The sequence below is a fragment of the Streptomyces sp. NPDC028907 genome, assembly GCF_055564995.1.
Genome location: NZ_JBVHVE010000002.1, coordinates 60051 through 80116 on the forward strand (window position 1 = coordinate 60051; position 20066 = coordinate 80116).

Below are 20066 nucleotides of genomic sequence, written 5' to 3' on the forward strand. Positions count from 1 at the left end.
CGGCCCTGCGGGCCTCGTCCTCAAACGCCGGACGGGCTGAAAAACCCAGGCGGCGGGGGCGCCCCTCTGCTACCTCACCGTCGGGCCCGACTCCTGGCTCGGCTTCGGTGGGGGTGTGCGGGAGAGGAAGAGGGCCAGGACCGGGGGCTTGGTCTGGAGCATTTCCAGACGGCCGCCGTCAGCTTCCGCGAGGTCCCGGGCGACCGCGAGCCCGATGCCGGTGGAGTTGCGGCCGCTGATGGCTCGTTCGAAGATGCGCGCGCCGAGGTCGGCGGGGATGCCGGGGCCCTCGTCCGTGACCTCGATGACGGCTTGGTTGCCGGTGACGCGCGTGCGCAGGGCCACCGTGCCGCCACCGTGCATGAGGGAGTTCTCGATCAGGGCGGCGAGGACCTGCGCGACCGCACCAGGCGTGCCGACGGCTTCCAGGTGGCGTTTGCCCGAGCTGACGATCGCGCGGCCGGCGCTGCGGTAGGCGGGGCGCCACTCGGCCAGCTGCTGCTGGATGACCTCGTCGAGGTCGAAGGTGACGGCGGAGCCGTTGCGGGGGTCACGGGAGTTGGTGAGGAGGCGTTCGACGACGTCCGTGAGCCGCTCGACCTGGGCCAGGGCGATCGTCGCCTCTTCCTTCACCGTGTCGGGGTCGTCGGTGAGAGTGATCTCCTCCAGGCGCATGGAGAGTGCCGTGAGCGGGGTGCGGAGCTGGTGGGAAGCGTCGGCGGCCAGGCGACGTTCGGCCGTGAGCATGCGGCCGATGCGCTCGGCGGAGGAGTCGAGGACATCGGCCACGCGGTCCAGCTCATGCACGCCGTACCGCTTGTGGCGGGGGCGGGGGTCGCCCGAGCCGAGGCGCTCCGCCGTCTCCGCGAGGTCGGTGAGCGGGGAGGCGAGCCGGTTGGCCTGGCGCACCGCCAGCAGCACCGCCGCGATCACCGCCAGCAACGCCACCGCCCCGATGATCAGCAGCGTACGGCCGACCTCGCGCGTCACCGACGAGCGCGGCTCCTGCACGGTGACCGTCTCGCCCTCCTCACCCGTCTCGTGGGCGCTGATGACGTCCCCGGTGGGCTTGGTGCCGACCTCGATCACGGGCTTGCCCGGGATGCGGATCTCGGCGTAACGATCCCCCTGGATCTGGTCGCGCAACGCCGAGGCGTTCACGGTCTGGTCCCCGAGGAGCCGGGTGTCCACGATGCTGACCAGCCGCACCGCCTCGGTGTCCACCCGCTCCTGGGCGGTGCTGGTGATCGTCCGCGTCTCGACGATGACGAGGGACACGCCGAAGACGGCGATCACGACGAGAACGACGGCGAGGGTGGACTGGATCAGTCGGCGGCGCATGTCCTGCTATCTGTCTGGCGGCGCATGTCCTGCTATCTGTCTGTACGGCTCACATGGCGCGACGGGCCCGATGCCCGACGGCCCGTCAGCTCTTCTCGAAGCGGAAGCCGACGCCCCGCACCGTCGCGATGTAGCGAGGGTTGGCCGCGTCGTCGCCCAACTTCTTACGCAGCCAGGAGATGTGCATGTCGAGCGTCTTGGTCGACGACCACCAGGTCGTGTCCCAGACCTCGCGCATCAGCTGGTCCCGGGTGACGACCCGCCCCGCGTCGCGCACCAGCACCCGCAGCAGGTCGAACTCCTTTGCCGTGAGCTGGAGTTCCTCGTCGCCCATCCACGCCCGGTGCGACTCGACGTCGATCCGGACGCCGTGCGTGGCCGGCGGCTGCTGGGGCTCCGCGGCGCCGCGCCGCAGCAGGGCCCGGACCCGGGCCAGCAGCTCGGCGAGCCGGAACGGCTTGGTCACGTAGTCGTCGGCGCCCGCGTCCAGTCCGACGACGGTGTCCACCTCGTCGGCGCGCGCGGTCAGGATGAGGATCGGCACGGCGTGACCGTCGGCACGCAGCCGGCGGGCCACCTCCAGGCCGTCCATGCCGGGGAGGCCGAGGTCCAGCACGACCAGGTCGACTCCGCCCTGCATTCCTGCGTCGAGTGCGGTGGGTCCGTCCTCCCGCACCTCGACCTCGTACCCTTCCCGGCGCAGTGCGCGGGCCAGCGGCTCCGAAATGGACGCGTCGTCCTCGGCGAGCAGTACACGGGTCATGAGCTGATGGTAGTCCGCCCGCGACAGGGGCTGGGGTGTGATCGGCGCCCTGATTCTTACCCGGTCTTGGCAGATCTCTTACCTTCGAGGGCTGTGGTACAGACCTATGCCGTGAGGTGCGATCCTGGAAAGGACCTTGGAAAGGGTGCCCGCGGTTCCCTCGACACCTGTGATCCGTATCTCAAGTCCTTCCATATCCGGCGGTGTCGTGACGTATGGTGAATCTACGCCTGTAGCACTGCGGCGACCTTCGGCGGCACTTGACGCTGAGGGTCTCTTTTATGTGCGGACAGAAAAGGAATGACCTGTGGCCGGGCCCCCGAAGGCGGGGGCGTGGATCCCGGCGGTCGCCGTCTTCCGCTTCGCGATCCGAAGCGGACTCCCCTCGGGCGTGGGGCGGGCGGCCGTAGCCGCCGGTGCCGGCCGCCCCCCACCGGGCGCGTGACCGTTCTGCGTCGATGCGCGTCCCGACCAGCAAGGATCGACCATGGCGTCCAGCCTGACGAAGGACTCGGCCTCCCCGGGCACCCCCGGTACCGAGAAGACCTTCTTCGGCCACCCCCGCGGTATGGCCACGCTCTTCATGACGGAGATGTGGGAGCGCTTTTCCTGGTACGGGATGCGCGGCATCCTCGTCCTCTACTTGATCGCGGGCGTCCTCGACGGCCCGCTCGCGGGCCGGGAAGCCCTGGCCGCGTCGATCTACGGTGTGTACAACGCGGTCGTGTACATGGCCGCCATGCCCGGCGGCTGGGTCGCGGACCGCCTCTGGGGCGCCCGTAAGGCCGTGCTCGTCGGCGGCATCGTCATCGCCGCCGGCCACTTCACGCTGGCGATCCCCGCGGACGTCGCGTTCTTCTGCGGTCTCGGCCTGATCGCGATCGGCACCGGTCTGCTGAAGCCGAACATCTCCGCGATGGTCGGCGGCCTCTACGAGGGCCAGCCCAGCGCCCGCCGCGACGCCGGCTTCACGCTCTTCTACATGGCGATCAACATCGGCGGCATGGCCGCCCCGCTGGTCGTCGGCTACCTCGGCGAGAACGTCGACTGGCACCTCGGCTTCGGTGTCGCCGGCGTCGGTATGACCCTCGCGGTCATCCAGTACGTCCTCGGCGGCCGCCACCTCGGCGACATCGGCAAGGAGCCGGGCACCCCGGCCTCCCCGGCGGAGAAGCGCGCCGCGCTGCGCAAGGTCGCGCTGTGGGGTGGCATCGCCCTCGGTGCGCTGGTCCTCGACATCGCGCTGGGCACGTACGACATAGAGCACGTCGTCAACGTGCTCGCGGTCCTCGGCATCGTGGTCCCGATCGTCTACTTCGTGACGATGTACCGGAACCCGGCCCTGGCCAAGTCCGACAAGCCGAAGATCCAGGCCTTCGCCTGGTTCTTCGCCACCGCGGTGCTGTTCTGGATGATCTACGACCAGTCCGGTTCGCTGCTGACGATCTTCGCGGACACCAAGACCGACCGCATGATCGGCGGCTGGGAGTTCCCGGCGTCCTGGTACCAGTCGGTGAACCCGGCCATGGTCATCGTGCTCGCCCCGATCTTCGCCGCGGTGTGGGTGAAGCTGGCCCGGCGCGACCGTGAGCCCAGCACGCCGATGAAGTTCGCCCTGGCGATGCTCCTCATCGGTGGCTCCTTCGGCATCATGGGCCTGGCCGGTGCCGCCGCCGCCAACAGCGACACGGGCAAGGTCACCGTCTTCTGGCTGCTCAGCGTCTACCTGGTGCAGACCCTCGGCGAGATGTGCCTGTCGCCGGTGGGCCTGTCCCTGTCGACGAAGCTGGCGCCGAAGCAGTTCGTGGGCCAGATCATGGGCCTGTGGTTCCTGGCCACCGCGACGGGCAACGCGCTCAACGGCTGGACCACCAAGCTGAACGCTCCGCTCGGGGACGCGGTGTACTACACGATGTGGGCCGTCATCGCTGTCGCCGCCGGTCTGGTGTTCATGATGGCCGGGCGGAAGATCCGTGCGCTGATGGGTGACGTGCGCTAGCGCTGCGCTCGCTCGAGCCGACGGGGCCGTTGAGATCCAAGTGGGTTTCAGCGGCCCCGTTGGTTTTGCCCCTGTGCGCGGTTCCCCGCACCCCTTGGCGGGTGGGCTAGCGCGCCCTGCGTCCAGGCATGAACGTGAACACCGCGCCGCCCAGCAGCAGTGCCGTTCCCGCCACCAGGCCCAGCGCCTTCAGGGAACCCTGGTCCTCCGCTCCCGTGGCCGCCAGGCCGCCGTCGGTGGAGGAACCCCCGGCGGAGCCGCCCGCCGAACCGCCGGTCGAGCCGCCACCGGACGCGCCGCTCGCCTGCTCGGTCGTGTCCAGGGTCAGGGACACCTCCGTCTTGGTCGGCGTGCATGTCGTCGTAGTGCCCAGGGCTTTCACCGTCAGCACGCCCGGGGAGAGGGTCGACTCCCCGCTCGCCCCCGGCTTGTACGTGCCCGTCAGGTCCGGGACCTCGATCGGGTCGCCCGCCTTGATGGCCTCTGCGTTGGTCGGGCCCTCGACATGGACCGTGCCCTTGTCCGCGCCGCCCAGGACGACCTCCATCGACGGCTTGACGGAGTCCTTGGGGATGTCGGCGGGGCTGTCCATCACCGACTTCTTGAACTGCACCGTCAGGTCGAAGCTGCCACCGCTCTTCTTGGCGTCGATCTGGACCGGCGAGGTCGCCTCCTTGTCGCCGATCGGCGTCTTGCACTCGTAGGGGACCTGGACCTCCTTGCCCGTGAAGTCGGTCTGCCCGCCGCCCCCGCCCCCGGTGCCGGTCCCGCCGTCGTCCCCGCCCGTCTCGGTCTCACTCGGCGTGGGGGTCGGGCTCGACGACCCCGTCGGCAGATCGGTCGGCAGGCCCGTCGGCAGCGTCGGGCCGACCGTCGGCTGCCCTCCCGTCGTACCGCCCGGACCCCCTCCCCCGTCCGTCACCTTGATCGTGGCCGCCGGCTTCACCGTCTCCTTCGGCGCGCACTTGGTGTCGGTGGAGATCGGCTTGTTGACGTTGATGTTGTACGCGTCCGGGGTCAGCGACACCTCGCCCGGTGCCGTCAGCTTCAGCTTGCCCTTCATGTCGGACAGCTTCATGTCGGTGTTCTTCGGGATCGGCGGGTTCTCCCGGGGGCCCTGCATGGCGATGGCCGCGGTCTGCGCGCCGGCCGCCTTCAGGGTTCCCGTCGGCTGGACGGTGTTCGCCTCCAGGTCGAGGATGTTCGGGTTCTTGGACGCCGCCTGCACGAACTTCCAGACGATCTCCACCTCGTCGCCGACCTTCGCCTCGGCGGGCGCGGTGATCTCCACCTTCGTGGTGCCCTGGACCGGCGGCAGCCCGGAGATCGCGGGCGGGATGCACTCGGTCGCGTACGCCACCTCGGCCGCCTGCGCGGGCGCCGCGGCCACGCCGAGCAGCACGCCCGCGCCGCCGAGCATCAGGGCGGCGCCCGCCGCGGTCGCTCTCCGAGGACGTACCGGTGTGACTCTCCTTGGCTTGCTCACGGGGGTGCCTTCCTGGTGGGGGTCGTAGGACTCGTCGAACTGTCGTCGTACGGTGCGGAGAGCCGACCGGCCGTGCCGTCGTCGTGCGGTGCGGAGAGCCTGCCGGTCGTGCCCGGGTCGTTGTCCGGGGTGAACCACGGCAGGGTCGAGGGCGGGGAGGCGAGGGCGTGTCTCGCCTCCGTGCGGGGCTTCAACCCCGGGATGCGCAGGGCCGGTTCGGGGAGGCGGAGTCGGCGGCGTCGGGTGGCCTGCCGGGGGCGTACGCGGTCCACGACCGCCATGCCGACGCGGAACACGGCCGCCGGTACGACCAGACAGACCAGGATCCAGAACAGCGTCACGCCCCAGGGCCGGCCCACGCCCCAGGGCTGTTCGGCCATCACCTTGCCGCCGTACTTCAGCGACACGGTGTAGTCGCCGTGCGCCCCGGCGGCGAGTTCCACCGGCAGTTCGATCCGTGCCTTCCTGCCGGGCTGGATCGTGCCGCGCCACTGCTGTTCCTGCCACTGCGGCGCGAACACGCCGTGCGAGGTGCCGACCTGGAAGAGCGGGTTCCGCACCGGCGAGGTGCCGACGTTGCCGACCGTGAACACCAGCGTCCGCGCCGGCGGGGCGCCGAACCAGGTGAGCAGGCCGCTGGAGCCGTCCAGCCGGGTGTCCGTGAGGACCGACAGGCGCCCGCCGGCCGGCTCCGCGGGCAGTGGCTCGACCGCGTGACCGGCGACCTGGAAGATCGCGTCGGCCTCGGCCTTCGCCCCGGTCACCGTCGCCACGTGCACCACGCACGGGCACGGCACGGGCGGCTCGGCCACCGGCAGCTTCCGGCTGAAACGGCCCTCGGAGTCCGTCGTCACGGCCCTGCCGTCCGCGTTGGCGCAGGAGTTGGTGCCCCCGGTCACGCCGGACGACGGCACGGACTGGCCGCAGATCAGGATCATCAGCAGAGCACGCGCCCGCCAGCCGCTGCCGGTCACGGTGACCGAACCGCCCGTGCCCGCCTGGGACTTGGAGAGCTTGACCATGGGCGGATCGGCGGCCGCAGCCGTGCTCAGGGCCGCCATCGGCAGCAACAGCAGCGCCAGTACCGTCACCAGCGCCGGAATCCGCACCCTGCCCCTCACGTCCCCGCTCCCGTCAGCTCCGGCCGCCGCAAGGGCCGTTCGACTTCGACCGCCTCGCCGTCATGGGGTGCGCGGCGCCTTCGGCGTCGTACGGCGAACAGGGCGCCGGCCGCCGCGAGCGCCCCGACGGTCCCCGCCACGACGCCCCACGGCACGAACCGCACCGAAGCCTGCGCGGTGTCGCCGGCTCCGCCCGCCGCCGCCACCGTCAGCCGCACGTCGACCACGTCGAGCACGGGCCGGTCGGGCCACGGCTCGGTCAGCCGGGTGCGGCTGCCCGGGGGCAGTTCGACGGGCAGGGTGCGCGGGGCGCGGTCGAGGAGGCGGCCGAGGACACCTTCGGCGCGGACCGCGAGACTCGGGGCGAGCGGGGTCGTACCCCTGTTGACCAGTACGTATGTGATGCCCTCCGGGTGCACCGCCACCTGTTCGACGGTCAGCGCGGACAGCTCGGGGCCGGTGACGCGCAGGCGCAGGGCCACGCTCTGCGTCCGGCCGCCGGAGTCCCGGGCGACGATCGCGCCGGAGCGGTCGCCGGGGGCCGCACCAGCCCCGACGGTCACCGTGAACGGGATCTCGGCGCGGGTGCGGGCCGGGATCCGTATCCGGCCCTCGGCGAAGGCGATCGGGACGCCGGTGCCGCGCAGCCGTACGGTGACCGGCGCGCCGCCCCGGTTCGTGACGGACACCGCGTCCTGCAGAACCGTCCCGGGCGCGCCCTCGGCGTAGAAGGACGGGCGGCCGCCGCCGGAGGGCGCGACGGACCAGGCCTCGGCGGCGGTCGCAGTGGGGACGGCCGTCGACAGGAGGAGAAGGGAGAGGGCCAGGACACGGACGGCTGACGACATCGGCGGCTCCATCAAGGAGGTGCGGCGCGAAGCGCCTCGTTGAGGGGCGGTGGTCGGGCGGTGCGGGCGGGATCCGGCGAAACGGTCAGCGGCGTGCCGTCTGGCTCCTGCGCGTCAGCCACAGCGCGCCCGCCGCGCCCGCGAGCAGCACCGTGCCGCCGAGGGTGCCCAGGGCGACTGCGGAGTCCTCGGGGCCGGTCTGCGGGAGCTGGGCGCCGGAGTCGGAGCCGCCCTGGGTCCCGCTGTCGGCTCCGCCGCCGCCCGCCGCGGTGACGTCGAGGGTCAGCGACGGTCCGGGGCTGTTGGTGGGCGTGCACGTGGTCGTCGTGCCGAGCGCCTTGATGGTGAGCACGCCCGCCGTGAAGGTGACCTTGCCGGTCTTCTTCGGGGTGTAGGTGCCCGTCAAGTCGTTGATCTTGATGGGGGTGTCGGCGGGAATGGCCTCCTGGTTGGCGGGGCCGGTGACGTTCAGGGTGCCGCTGTCGGCGCCGCCCAGTTTGATGGTGGCGCTCGGGTTCATCGCGCCCTTGCCCAGCTCGACGGGGCTGGAGGAGACGCCCTTCTGCCACGACATGGTGATCTTGTAGCCGCTGCCGCTCTTGACGCCCTTGATGTCGATGGGCGAGACGGCGCTCTTGTCGCCGATCGGCGTCTTGCAGGCGTAGTTGACGTCGACGACCTCGGCCCGGGCCGCGGGGGCGGCCATCAGCACCGCCGATCCGGCCAGGGCCGCGGCGGTCGCGAGCGCGGCGGTTCGCTTCTGCTTCGACACGGTCCCCTCATTCCTGACGGCACATCAGATCGGCCGTCAAGGTACGCCCGGGGCCTTGAGGAAGGAAGACACAGCGCACACCGGAGTTGTGACGATCCGGCGTGCGCGCGAAGAGGTTCGGGTGGAGAGGGTGACCCTTGGTAACCCGGGGCCGGGCTCAGAGCCTGTCGTTCGGATCTCGGCGGAGCGCTTCGGCCGAAACGATTACGCCGGTGCTCCCAGCTCCGCCCACACGGTCTTGCCCGCCACCCCCGCCGTCCGCATGACGCCCCAGTCCAGGCAGAGCCGCTGCACGATGAACATGCCATGGCCGCCGGGGCGGCCCGCGCGGTGCGGGGTGCGGGGGGCCGGCTGGCCCGCGCCCTTGTCGGAGACCTCGACTCGGATCACCTTGTTGTCGCAGGCGATCCACAGCTGGTCCGGGCCCTCGGCGTGCAGACAGGCGTTGGTGACCAGTTCGGAGACGACGAGCAGCACGTCCTCAGCCGCGGCCCGCTGGTCGGCGGTGGCGGCGGGCAGCCAGCCCCACGCGTACAGCGCCTGACGGGCGAAGTCGCGGGCGAGCGGCACGACCCCGCTCTGGTCGCCGAAGTCCAGCCGACGGACCTGACGCCCCGCGGCCGCCCGTGCGGACGCCTCGGGCGCCGCTGACGGCTCGGGCCGCAAGGACGGCACGGCGCCCCCGTCGGACGCCTCCGCCGCCGCGGCGCCCTCGTCGGAGCCCTGCGTGGCGGGCACGTCCCCCTCCGACACCCCGGAAGCGCCGCTGGGCTCAGGGCCGCGGTCGCCCGGCGAGAAAGGCCGGGTGGTGCTCATCAGCGCTTCACCTCACCGATTCACCAGTTCAACGTTCACACGATTCAGAAGTCAGTACGCAGAGTCAGTACGCCAGTACACAAGTCCTTGCCTGATACGTAGGTCACACGCCCCCACCCCCGGTGGCCGACATCACAGCCGACAGGTTCCAGGATGTCTCCTGCCCGACCGAGCCGAGGGAACACCCCTGTATTCGGCACGAATGATGTGACCTCTGATGCAGGGCCGGACGCGCGGGGTCACCCCGCCCCGTCGGCCTCGTCGGCCGTGCCGGTCTCGGCGGCCAGAGCGGCGTCGAGCGAGTCGTGGACGGTGAAGACCGCCTCGGCCCCCGTGATCTCGAACACGCGCGCGACCACGGGCAGCATCCCCGCGAGATGCACGCCGCCACCGGCGGCCTCCGCCTTCAGCCGCGCCCCGAGCAGCACGTTCAGTCCCGTGGAGTCACAGAACTCGAGCCGCGAGCAGTCGACGACCAGCCGACTGAAGCCCTTCTCGAGGCAGTCCTCGAGTGGCTCACGCAACAGATCGGCGGTGTGGTGGTCCAACTCACCCGCCGGAGTCACGACGGCACTGGAGCCCTCTTCCCGCACCTCGACCAGAAGTCGGCCAGACTGTGCGCTGCCGACCGTCCCGCGGTCCATGCCGTGTCTCACTCCCGACGTCGTGGCTGCTGACTGACGCTCCCGAACACTACGCCTTCCCTACGCCCTCCAACACCCGAACATCCACCCAGAATCGGACATTTCGGACCAGAGCGCACTTGCGGTGGGCTCACGAAAGCGGGTAGGGCTAGTAGAGACACGTAACCGAACTCGGCCGGCTTTGGAGGCGCCGCACACCGCAGTGCACGCACAGGCTTCGGCAGCCATATGCCGAGAACGATGGAGGACATCATGTCACCCCGGCTCGACGCATCGCATACCCAGAGCGCGACGTCGGCATCCCCACCGGAACATCTGGATCCCATCGAGCTGAACAGCGACGTACGTCCCGAACCTGACTTCGGTCAGGAGTTCGGTCAGGACGACGCGCTCGCCGGGCTTCCGGACATCCCCCCGTACGACGAGGTGGGGCCGGTGGACGCACGGGCCCTTTCCAAGACCCTCTTCGAGCGGCTGGAGTCGCTGGAGGAAGGGACCCACGAATACTCGTACGTCCGCAACACGCTCGTCGAACTCAACCTCGCGCTGGTCAAGTTCGCCGCCTCCCGCTTCCGTTCGCGCAGCGAGCCGATGGAGGACATCATCCAGGTCGGCACCATCGGCCTGATCAAGGCGATCGACCGCTTCGAGCTCAGCCGCGGAGTCGAGTTCCCCACCTTCGCGATGCCGACCATCATCGGCGAGATCAAGCGCTTCTTCCGCGACACGTCGTGGTCGGTGCGGGTGCCGCGCCGGCTCCAGGAGCTCCGGCTCGACCTGGCCAAGGCCGGTGACGAGCTGGCCCAGAAGCTGGACCGCGCCCCGACGGTGGCGGAGCTGGCGGAGCGACTCGGCCTGAGCAACGACGAGGTCGTCGAGGGCATGGCGGCGTCGAACGCGTACACCGCCTCGTCACTGGACGCCCAGCCCGAGGAGGACGACGCCGAGGGCGCGCTGGCCGACCGGATCGGCTACGAGGACCACGGCATCGAAGGCATCGAGTACGTCGAGTCCTTGAAGCCGCTCATCGCCGAACTCCCGCCCCGGGACCGGAAGATCCTCTCCTTGAGATTCGTCGCGGGCATGACCCAGTCGGAGATCGGCGAGGAACTCGGCATCTCGCAGATGCATGTGTCGCGACTGCTGTCGCGGACACTGATCCGGCTCCGAAAAGGGCTGACGATCGAGGAGTGACAGCCACCTACCCCGTGGCGACCGGCTCCCGCTGAATGCGCTGTGCCCGGTGCCCCGCCGAATCGGTCGGCCGGGCACCGGGCACAGCGCATTCAGGCGTTACCCACGGGAACCCTTTCCCCAGAGCTTCCCTTCCTCCACTATGAGCCGTCATACCCGCCGGTAGCAGAACTCCGGGCGGGTCGCACGGTTGCAAGGAGGCAGGTGGATGGCTCGGGCCGACGACGGCTGGGACCGGGACCGCGGGGTGCACGCCGACGCGTCCGACGCGCGGCTCACCGAACTGCTGCGCTCCGACACGACCACCGCGTACCCGGCGCTGCACGAACTTCGCGCCCGCCATCACGCCTCCGTCCTCGCCTACGCCCGCCTGTGCACCCCGAACGAGTCCACGGCACGGCAGCTGGCGGCCCAGGCGTTCACGCTCGCGGCCCGGCAGACGGCGCGCGGCGTCGACCCGGGGCTCCCCTGGCGGCACCGGCTGCTGCTGCTCACCGCACGGTTGGCCGGGACCTGGGCCACCGACGAGCGGGCCGCCGGCCTCGACGCGGGCCTCCTGCTCATCCTGAACACGGCCGGCCCCGCCGGCCCCATTCCGCCCATGCTCGCCGCCTTCCAGTCCCTTCCGGCCCGCGCACAGGGGCTGATCTGGTACGGGGTCGTGGAACGGGAGCCGGTGGAACGGACGGCCCGGCTGCTCGGCCTCAGCCGCGAGGACGTGACCTACGGCATCGAGCCGGCCCTCCAGCGCCTGGCCCGGTCCTGTCTGCGCGTCCGCCTCGCCGACTCCGACGACCGCGACTGCCCCGACTTCGGGCGTCTCATCGAGGAGTCGGTACGGCCGGACAGCCCCCGCGACAGCGCCGATCTGTACGCCCACATGGCGCGCTGTCCGCACTGCACCACGGCGTTCGAGGAACTGTCGGCGCTGCGGGACACACCGCCCAGGACGCTCGCGGAAGGGCTGCTGCCCTGGGGCGGGACGGGGTACGCGGCGAGCGTCGGGGAAACGGTGGCCGCTCGGCACACGGCAGAACGGAGCTGGCCGCGGGCGGGCCTGCCGTGGGACCGTCGCCGGGTCGTGCTGGTGTCGGCGGCCGTCGGGGTGGCGTTGCTGCCGCTGGTGATGTTCCTGGCGACGCAGGGCGGTTCGCCGTCGGCGCAGGACCCGGTGGCGTCGGTGAGGACGGCCGTGAGCGTGCCGCCGGTGGCCGTGACGGTGACGACCACCGTGTCGGCCACACCTTCGGCGTCATCACCCGCGCCGTCAGCACCCTCGCCGTCACCGTCGAGGGCGTCCAAGTCGCCGTCCCCGACGAGGACTCCGCTCCCCACGAAGACCGTCCGTCCCAAGCCGCCCGCCCCCACCGCCCAACCGCCGAACGGCACCTTCGCCCAGGTCGTGAACGTCGCCTCGGGCCGGTGTCTGGACATCGACGGCCGCCCCTCCAACGGCACGGACGTCATCACGGCGCCCTGCACGTCCGCGCCCGACCAGCGGTGGCGGTACGACATCGAGTTCGGCCTGCTGCGGTCCTACGACCACCCCGGGTACTGCCTGGACAGCCGTGGTTCCGTGGACCGGGGTCTCGGCATCTGGGAGTGCGACGCGGTGTACGGGTACAACGGCCGGAACCTGAGGTTCACGGTGGACTCCCGCGGGGTGATCCGCCCCGGCATCGCCCTCGACCACGCGCTGACCGACGACGGGGACGGCTGGCCGTCCCTGGTGCGGGAGGCGGGACGGCAGGATCAGCGGTGGCGGGCGGGCGCCCGCTGATCAGACGACCCGTCGTCCCCGCCGCCACACCCCGCTGACCAGCGGTACGCCCGGCCGGTAGGCCAGGTGCACATGGCTCGGTGCGTCGAGGAGGAGCAGGTCGGCGCGGGCGCCCGGGGTGAGACGGCCGATGTCGTCGCGGCGCAGGGCCGCCGCGCCCCCCGCCGTGGCCGACCAGAGCGCCTCGTCCGGGGTCATCCCCATGTCCCGTACCGCGAGCGCGATGCAGAAGGGCACCGAGGACGTGAAGGACGAGCCCGGGTTGCAGTCGGTGGAGAGGGCGACGGTGGCGCCCGCGTCGAGGAGGCGCCGGGCGTCCGGCCACTCGGCGCGGGTGGAGAACTCGGCGCCGGGGAGCAGCGTGGCGACGGTGGCGCTGTGCGCGAGCGCGTCCACGTCGGCGTCCGTCAGGTGGGTGCAGTGGTCGGCGGAGGCGGCGTCGAGTTCGACGGCGAGCTGGACGCCGGGGCCGTAGGAGAGCTGGTTGGCGTGGATACGGGGGTGCAGGCCCTTGGCCTTGCCCGCCGTGAGGATCGCGCGGGCCTGGTCGCCGTCGAAGGCGCCCTTCTCGCAGAAGACGTCGATCCAACGGGCGTACGGGGCGCAGGCGTCGAGCATCTCGCCGGTGACGAGGGCGACGTACGACGCCGGGTCCTCGGCGAAGTCCGGCGACACGATGTGGGCGCCGAGGTAGGTGACCTCGTCGGTGTGGGCGGCGGCGATGCGCAGGGCGCGGGCCTCGTCCTCGACGGTGAGGCCGTAGCCGGACTTGGTCTCGAAGGTGGTAGTGCCCTGGCGAAGGGCCTCGTGGAGGTAACGGGTGAGGTTGGCCTCCAGTTCCCCGTCACTGGCGGCGCGGGTCGCGGCGACGGTCGTACGGATGCCGCCGGCGCTGTACCGGCGCCCGGACATACGGGCGTTGAACTCCTGTGTCCGGTCGCCGGCGAAGACGAGGTGCGAGTGGGAGTCGACGAAGCCGGGGATCACCGCCCGGCCGCCCGCGTCGACCCGATTGTCAGTGGCGGGTGCTTTGCTTTGATCACCGGTCCACACGACGCGGTCGCCCTCGATGGCGACGGCCGCGTCCTGGATCAGTCCGAGGGGAGATCTGTCACCGAGGGAGGGGTTGTTGGTGACCAGGCTGGCGATGTTCGTGATGAGCGTGCTTGCGGTGCTCGCGGAGTGGGCGGGGCTGACGGTCGTCGCGTTGCTCATGGCGTCCTTGGTGGCCTGGTCGGCGGTGGGGTCGGGTTCGGGGGCGAAGAGAGGTGCGGGCGCGGGCCGCGTGGGCGGGGGGCCCGCGGTCATCAGCCGCGCAGGGCTTCGACGGCGTCCGCGAGGGCTCGCGGCACATCCGGTACGAGGGCGTGGACCCCGTCCCGTACGACGTGCCGACCTGCCACGACCGTATGCGACACGTCTGCTGCCGACGCAGCGAATACGGCCGTCTCGGCCCCGAGCCGCGGAAGCGGCCCTGCCGTCCTGACCGAGTCGAGCGCGACGGTGGTGAAGTCGGCGAGCGCGCCGGCCTCCAGGGCGCCCGCGCCGTCCCAGCCGAGGGCCGCGTGGCCGTCGGCCGAGGCAGCCCGCAGGAGGGCCGCCGCCGTCCAGTGACCCCGCGTGCGGGTGCGCAGGCGCTCGTTCAGCTCCATCGCGCGAGCCTCTTCGAGCAGGTCGATCACGGCGTGGCTGTCGGAGCCGAGGGAGAGCGGGGAGCCGGCCTTCTGGAGGGCGACGGCGGGTCCGATGCCGTCGGCGAGGTCCCGTTCGGTGGTCGGGCACATACAGGTGCCGGTGGCGCTGCCGCCGATGAGGGCGATGTCCTGGTCGGTGAGGTGGGTGTTGTGGACGCCGGTGGTGCGCGGCCCTAGGACTCCGTGGTCGGCGAGCAACCGGGTGGGCGTGCAGCCGTGGGCTTCCCGGCAGGCGTCGTTCTCGGCGGTCTGCTCGGACAGGTGCACATGGAGCGGGGCCCGCCGCTCCTCGGCCCACCGCGCCACGGTCGCCAACTGGTCGGCGGGCACGGCCCGCACGGAGTGGATCGCCGCCCCGATCCGTGCGTGATCCCGGTCCTTGAGAACTGAACAGCGTTCGGCCCAGGCCTCGGCCGTCCCGTCGGAGAAGCGGAGCTGGTGGTTGTTCGGCGCCTGCCCGAAGCCGGAGGAGAGATAGGCGGTGTCGAGGAGGGTGATGCGGATGCCGGCGTCGGCGGCGGCCTCGACGAGGGCCTCACCCATGGCGTTGGGGTCGGCGTACGGGGTGCCGCCGGGGGCGTGGTGCACATAGTGGAACTCGCCGACGCTCGTGATGCCGGCCAGCGCCATCTCCGCGTACACCGCGCGGGCGAGCGCGCGATAGGTCTCCGGGGTCAGCCGGTCGGCGGTGGCGTACATGACCTCGCGCCAGGTCCAGAAGGTGCCGGAGCCGACCTGGACGGTGGAGCGCAGCGCGCGGTGGAAGGCGTGCGAGTGGGCGTTGGACAGACCCGGGAGGGTCAGACCGCGCAGGATCTCGGCGCCGGGCGGCGGGGCCGGGACGTCGGTCCGTACGGCGGTGATGCGGCCGTCCTGGACGTCGAGGGCGACGCCCGGCTCGACGTGGGTGTCGAGCCAGGCGTGCTCCAGCCAGTACGTACGGGTCCGCTGGGTGGGCGTCAAGTGCAGGCCAGTCCTTTCAGTACGTCGGCGAGGGCCCTCACTCCGGCCACGCAGTCGTCCTCGGCGGCGAACTCGGCCGGGGAGTGCGAGACGCCGGTGGGGTTGCGTACGAACAGCATGGCGGTCGGGATGGTCCCGGACAGGATTCCGGCGTCGTGTCCGGCACCCGTACCCAGGACGGGCACGGTGATGTCGGTGTGCTTGCCGAGGATGCGGGCCAGTTCGTCACGCAGGGCGTGGTCGAACTCGACGACGGGCGTGAAGGACTCGCGGACGACGTCGAGGTCGATGCCGTGAGCTGCCGCGTACTCCCGGGCCGCCTTCTCGATGCCGCCGACGACGCGGTCGAGGCTCGCCTGGTCCTCGGCACGGGAGTCGAGCCAGCCGCGCACCAGGGAGGGGATGGCGTTGACGCCGTTGGGCTCGACGGAGATCTTGCCGAAGGTGGCGACGGCACCGGCGAGTTCGGCCTCGCGGCGGGCGGCGAGCACGGTCTCGGCGTACGAGAGCATGGGGTCGCGCCGGTCCACGAGGCGGGTGGTGCCGGCGTGGTTGGCCTCGCCCCGGAAGTCGAACCGCCACCGCCCGTGCGGCCAGATGGCGCTGGCGATCCCGACCCGGTCCCCGGACAGGTCCAGCGCCCGGCCCTGCTCGACGTGCAGCTCGACGAAGGCACCGATCCGGCCGAGCCGCTCGTGGTCGGCGCCGATGCCCTCGGGGTCGTACCCCGCCGCCTCCATGGCCCGGGGCAGGCTGACCCCGTCCCCGTCGGTCAGCTGGTGGGCGCCCTCGACGGTGAGCTGCCCTGCGGTGAGCCGGGACCCGACACAGGCGAGCCCGAACCGTGCTCCCTCCTCGTCGCCGAAGTTGACGATGGCGAGCGGCTTGGCGAAGTCGACGCCTCTGCCGAGCAGTTCATCGAGCGCTGCGAAGGACGACACGACGCCGAGGGGCCCGTCGAAGGCGCCCCCGTCCGGCACGGAGTCCAGATGCGACCCGGTGACGACCGCGTCCCCGGCATCCGGATCCCCGAGCCAGGCCCACTGATTCCCGTTCCGATCCACCTCGTAGGCGAGCCCGCGCCCCTCCGCCTGCTCCTTGAACCAGGCCCGGCATTCGAGATCGGCCCCGGTCCAGGCGAACCGCCGGTACCCGTGGGAGTCCGGATGCCGCCCGATGGGAAGCAGCTCACGCCACATCTCGTGAAAGGAGGCACCACGCACGACAGGCTGCACCCCGCCGCCCCGCACAGCCCGCTCGTCTCCCGGAAGGGTCACGCGTCGTCACCCTCGCGCATGGGAACGCGCACGCCCCGCTCGTCGGCGACGGACTCCGCGATGTCGTATCCCGCGTCCACGTGCCGGATGACGCCCATCCCGGGGTCGTTCGTCAGCACACGGCGGATCTTCTCGCCGCCCAGCTTCGTACCGTCGGCCACGGTCACCTGCCCGGCGTGGATGGACCGCCCCATGCCGACGCCGCCGCCGTGGTGGAGGGAGACCCAGGAGGCGCCCGAAGCCACGTTCACCATGGCGTTGAGCAGTGGCCAGTCGGCGATCGCGTCCGAGCCGTCGAGCATGGCCTCGGTCTCGCGGTAGGGGGAGGCGACGGAACCGCAGTCGAGGTGGTCGCGCCCGATCGCCAGCGGCGCGGCCAGCTCACCGCTCGCCACCATGTCGTTGAAGCGCTCGCCCGCCTTGTCCCGCTCGCCGTAGCCGAGCCAGCAGATGCGCGCGGGCAGGCCCTGGAAGTGGACCCGCTCGCCGGCCATCTTGATCCAGCGGGCGAGGGACTCGTTCTCGGGGAACAGGTCGAGGATCGCCTTGTCGGTCCTGGCGATGTCGGCGGGATCGCCGGACAGGGCCGCCCAGCGGAAGGGGCCCCTGCCCTCGCAGAACAGGGGGCGGATGTAGGCGGGGACGAAGCCGGGGAAGGCGAACGCCCGGTCGTATCCGGCGAGTTGGGCCTCGCCGCGAATCGAGTTGCCGTAGTCGAAGACCTCGGCGCCGGCGTCCATGAAGCCGACCATGGCCTCGACGTGCCTGGCCATCGCCTCGCGCGCCCTGGTGGTGAAGCCCGCCGGGTCCTTGGCGGCGGCGTCGGCCATGTCCTCGAAGGCGATGCCCAGCGGCAGGTAGGCCAGCGGGTCGTGGGCCGAGGTCTGGTCGGTGACGATGTCGATGGGGGCGCCCATGGCGAGGAGCTGCGGGACCAGCTCGGCGGCGTTGCCGAGGACGCCGATGGAGAGGGGGCGGCGGGCGTCGCGGGCCTCCACCGCCAGCTGCAGCGCGTGGTCGAGCGAGTCGGCCTTCACATCGAGGTAGCGGTGCTCGATGCGGCGCTCGATCGCGCGCGGGTCGCAGTCGATGCAGATCGCGACGCCGTCGTTCATGGTGACGGCGAGCGGCTGGGCGCCGCCCATCCCACCGAGTCCGGCGGTGAGGGTGATCGTCCCGGCGAGGGTGCCGTCGAACTTCTTCGCGGCGACGGCGGCGAAGGTCTCGTAGGTGCCCTGGAGGATGCCCTGGGTGCCGATGTAGATCCAGGAGCCGGCGGTCATCTGGCCGTACATGGTCAGGCCGAGGGCCTCAAGGCGGCGGAACTCCTCCCAGTTGGCCCAGTCGCCGACGAGGTTGGAGTTGGCGATGAGGACGCGCGGAGCCCATTCGTGCGTCTGCATGACGCCGACGGGGCGGCCGGACTGGACGAGCATGGTCTCGTCCTGCTTGAGGGTCCTCAGCGTGCGCACCATCGCGTCGAAGGAGCGCCAGTCGCGGGCCGCCTTGCCGGTGCCGCCGTAGACGACGAGCTTGTCGGGGTGCTCGGCGACCTCGGGGTCGAGGTTGTTCTGCAGCATCCGCAGGGCGGCTTCCTGCTGCCATCCCAGGGCACTCAGTTCCGTACCGCGCGGCGCTCGGACGGGGCGGGGTCCTGACATGGTCTGCCTCCCAGCGGACTGTGACTGCGAACTGTTGAGCTGGATATTCACATCCTGAACTGCTGAATAGAACTAGTCAATACATGCGCGGGCCAGCGCTCGCGCGTCACGGGTGTTTGGCTGGATACATGGGCTCGTACGACGACACGACGGGGGATGACGTGGACAGCGGACTGGGCGACACGGCGGGCGGGGCAGCGGGCAACGGTCTCGGGACACCAGCAGGGGACGCGGACCGGGTGGCCCGGCGGGACGACGCCGTGCGGGCGGCCGTGGAGCAGGGGCTGCTGGCCCCCGGCTCCCCCATCGTCGGGCTGCTGGACGTCGCCGGCATCCGGGAGTCGGCGGCGGCGCTGCGGGCGGCGTTCGACGCGGTGGTGGCGCCGGGCACGCCGGTGCTGCACGCCTTCGCGGTGAAGGCGACCCCGCTGGTGCCGGTGCTGCGGCTGCTGCGCGAGGAGGGCATCGGCGCGGAGGTGGCGAGCCCGGGCGAGCTGGCGTTGGCGCGGGCGGCGGGGCTGCGTCCGCAGATGACGGTGCTGGACTCGCCCGCCAAGACGCCGGCCGAGCTGCGCGAGGCGCTGGCGCTGGGTATCGCCGTCAACGTGGACAACCCGCAGGAGCTGGACCGCATCGACGCTCTGATGCTGCCCCACAGCCCGAAAGGCGTGGGAGGCACCCCCATGGCCGCGAGCCGCTCGCCGCTCGGGATCCGGGTGAATCCGCAGGTCGGCGGGGGTTCCATCGAGGCGACGTCCACGGCCACGGCGACATCGAAGTTCGGGGTGGCGCTGCGCGACGAGGGGGCGCGGGAGTGGGTCGTACGGGCGTATCAGGACCGCCCCTGGCTGACCCGGCTGCATGCGCACACCGGCTCGCAGGGCATCCCGCTGTCACTGATGGCGCAGGGGGTCGCGGCGGCGTACGCGCTCGCCGAGGAGATCAACCGGCGGATCGGGCGGCGGCAGATCGACACACTCGACATCGGCGGCGGGCTGCCGGTGAACTTCGCGTCGGACGCCACCAGCCCGTCGTACGCGCAGTACGCGCGGCTGCTGGGCGAGGCGGTGCCGGGACTGTTCGACGGGCGTTATGGGCTGGTCACGGAGTTCGGGCGCTCGCTGCTCGCGAAGCACGGGACGGTGGTGGCGCGGGTCGAGTACGCCAAGAGCGCGGGCGGGCGTCCGGTGGCGGTGACGCACGCGGGTGTGCAGGTCGCCACGCGGACGGTGTACGCGCCGGGGAGCTGGCCGCTGCGGATCGGCGCGTACGACGGCAAGGGGCGCCCGAAGGAGGGCCCGGCGGTGTTGCAGGACGTGGCGGGGCCGGCCTGCTTCTCGGGCGACCTGCTGGCCGAGGGGGCCACGCTGCCGCTACTGGAGCAGGGGGACTACGCGGCGGCGCTGGACACGGGTGCGTACTACTTCGCGCACCACTACGCGTACAACTCCCTGGCCCGGCCCGGCATCTACGGCTTCGCTCCGGACGGGGCCGGCGGCATCGCCTTCGCGACGGTCCGCGAGGCGCAGTCGCTCGACGAGATCGTGGCCGAATCCGGAGGGGCGCACGCGGCCTCGCTCACCACCCTGACCACGCCGAAGCGCCGTTGACGCGGGCCGATCCGGAGCCGTAGTCCATACGCGATCAAGTCACGTGAAAACAGGGGCAGTTGACCCACCCTAGCCACTCGGCGCATGTTCCACTGGA

The 20066-nt window shown here is 71.5% G+C and carries 16 protein-coding genes; 4 read left to right on the forward strand and 12 right to left on the reverse strand.

Annotation, left to right across the window (positions count from 1 at the left end; genetic code table 11):
• Positions 1 to 69 precede the first annotated feature (69 nt).
• Positions 70 to 1341, reverse strand: a complete 1272-nt coding sequence (locus ACZ4UU_RS04670; protein WP_468036476.1) for an ATP-binding protein — start codon at positions 1339 to 1341, stop codon at positions 70 to 72.
• 85 nt (positions 1342 to 1426) lie between these two features.
• Positions 1427 to 2104, reverse strand: a complete 678-nt coding sequence (locus tag ACZ4UU_RS04675) for a response regulator transcription factor (protein ID WP_061919258.1) — start codon at positions 2102 to 2104, stop codon at positions 1427 to 1429.
• Between the two features lie 487 nt (positions 2105 to 2591).
• Between ACZ4UU_RS04675 and ACZ4UU_RS04680 the strand changes: the two genes are divergently transcribed.
• Positions 2592 to 4103, forward strand: a complete 1512-nt coding sequence (locus ACZ4UU_RS04680) for a peptide MFS transporter (RefSeq protein ID WP_468036477.1) — start codon at positions 2592 to 2594, stop codon at positions 4101 to 4103.
• 106 nt (positions 4104 to 4209) lie between these two features.
• Here ACZ4UU_RS04680 and ACZ4UU_RS04685 read toward each other — a convergent pair whose 3' ends face one another.
• The 6 genes from ACZ4UU_RS04685 to ACZ4UU_RS04710 form a co-directional block, all read right to left on the reverse strand.
• Entirely contained in the window at positions 4210 to 5523 is a 1314-nt protein-coding gene (locus ACZ4UU_RS04685) for a hypothetical protein (RefSeq protein WP_468037842.1), read from the reverse strand.
• A 62-nt stretch (positions 5524 to 5585) separates the two neighbouring features.
• Positions 5586 to 6710, reverse strand: a complete 1125-nt coding sequence (locus ACZ4UU_RS04690) for a hypothetical protein (protein ID WP_468036478.1) — start codon at positions 6708 to 6710, stop codon at positions 5586 to 5588.
• On the reverse strand, positions 6707 to 7558 hold the full coding sequence (locus ACZ4UU_RS04695) for a hypothetical protein (RefSeq protein WP_468036479.1): 852 nt from the start codon (positions 7556 to 7558) through the stop codon (positions 6707 to 6709). Before ACZ4UU_RS04695 ends, ACZ4UU_RS04690 begins: the two co-directional genes overlap by 4 nt.
• 85 nt (positions 7559 to 7643) lie before the next feature.
• On the reverse strand, positions 7644 to 8330 hold the full coding sequence (locus ACZ4UU_RS04700) for an LPXTG cell wall anchor domain-containing protein (protein WP_468036480.1): 687 nt from the start codon (positions 8328 to 8330) through the stop codon (positions 7644 to 7646).
• A 204-nt stretch (positions 8331 to 8534) separates the two neighbouring features.
• Positions 8535 to 9146 carry an ATP-binding protein gene (locus tag ACZ4UU_RS04705; RefSeq protein WP_468036481.1) on the reverse strand — a complete coding sequence of 204 codons (612 nt, stop codon included), beginning with the start codon at positions 9144 to 9146 and terminating at the stop codon, positions 8535 to 8537.
• Between the two features lie 239 nt (positions 9147 to 9385).
• A complete protein-coding gene (locus ACZ4UU_RS04710) occupies positions 9386 to 9790 on the reverse strand; it encodes an STAS domain-containing protein (protein WP_468036482.1) in 405 nt (134 codons plus the stop codon).
• Between the two features lie 240 nt (positions 9791 to 10030).
• On the opposite strand from ACZ4UU_RS04710, the gene ACZ4UU_RS04715 reads away from it, so the two are divergent.
• Both ACZ4UU_RS04715 and ACZ4UU_RS04720 read left to right on the forward strand, forming a co-directional pair.
• Positions 10031 to 10984, forward strand: a complete 954-nt coding sequence (locus ACZ4UU_RS04715; RefSeq protein ID WP_468036483.1) for an RNA polymerase sigma factor SigF — start codon at positions 10031 to 10033, stop codon at positions 10982 to 10984.
• Between the two features lie 208 nt (positions 10985 to 11192).
• The gene (locus tag ACZ4UU_RS04720; protein WP_468036484.1) at positions 11193 to 12764 is read left to right on the forward strand and encodes a ricin-type beta-trefoil lectin domain protein; all 1572 of its coding nucleotides are present in this window, start codon (positions 11193 to 11195) and stop codon (positions 12762 to 12764) included.
• On the opposite strand, the gene hutI is transcribed toward ACZ4UU_RS04720, so the two are convergent.
• The 4 genes from hutI to hutU form a co-directional block, all read right to left on the reverse strand.
• The gene (gene hutI / locus ACZ4UU_RS04725; RefSeq protein WP_468036485.1) at positions 12765 to 14072 is read right to left on the reverse strand and encodes an imidazolonepropionase; all 1308 of its coding nucleotides are present in this window, start codon (positions 14070 to 14072) and stop codon (positions 12765 to 12767) included.
• Entirely contained in the window at positions 14072 to 15421 is a 1350-nt protein-coding gene (locus ACZ4UU_RS04730; RefSeq protein WP_468036486.1) for a formimidoylglutamate deiminase, read from the reverse strand. Before ACZ4UU_RS04730 ends, hutI begins: the two co-directional genes overlap by 1 nt.
• Positions 15418 to 16620, reverse strand: a complete 1203-nt coding sequence (locus ACZ4UU_RS04735) for an allantoate amidohydrolase (RefSeq protein ID WP_468037844.1) — start codon at positions 16618 to 16620, stop codon at positions 15418 to 15420. Before ACZ4UU_RS04735 ends, ACZ4UU_RS04730 begins: the two co-directional genes overlap by 4 nt.
• A gap of 74 nt (positions 16621 to 16694) precedes the next feature.
• Positions 16695 to 18359, reverse strand: a complete 1665-nt coding sequence (gene hutU, locus ACZ4UU_RS04740; protein WP_468036487.1) for a urocanate hydratase — start codon at positions 18357 to 18359, stop codon at positions 16695 to 16697.
• 128 nt (positions 18360 to 18487) lie between these two features.
• Between hutU and ACZ4UU_RS04745 the strand changes: the two genes are divergently transcribed.
• Positions 18488 to 19969 (forward strand): type III PLP-dependent enzyme domain-containing protein, encoded by a 1482-nt coding sequence (locus ACZ4UU_RS04745; protein ID WP_468036488.1) that lies wholly within the window; start codon positions 18488 to 18490, stop codon positions 19967 to 19969.
• Positions 19970 to 20066 lie beyond the last annotated feature (97 nt).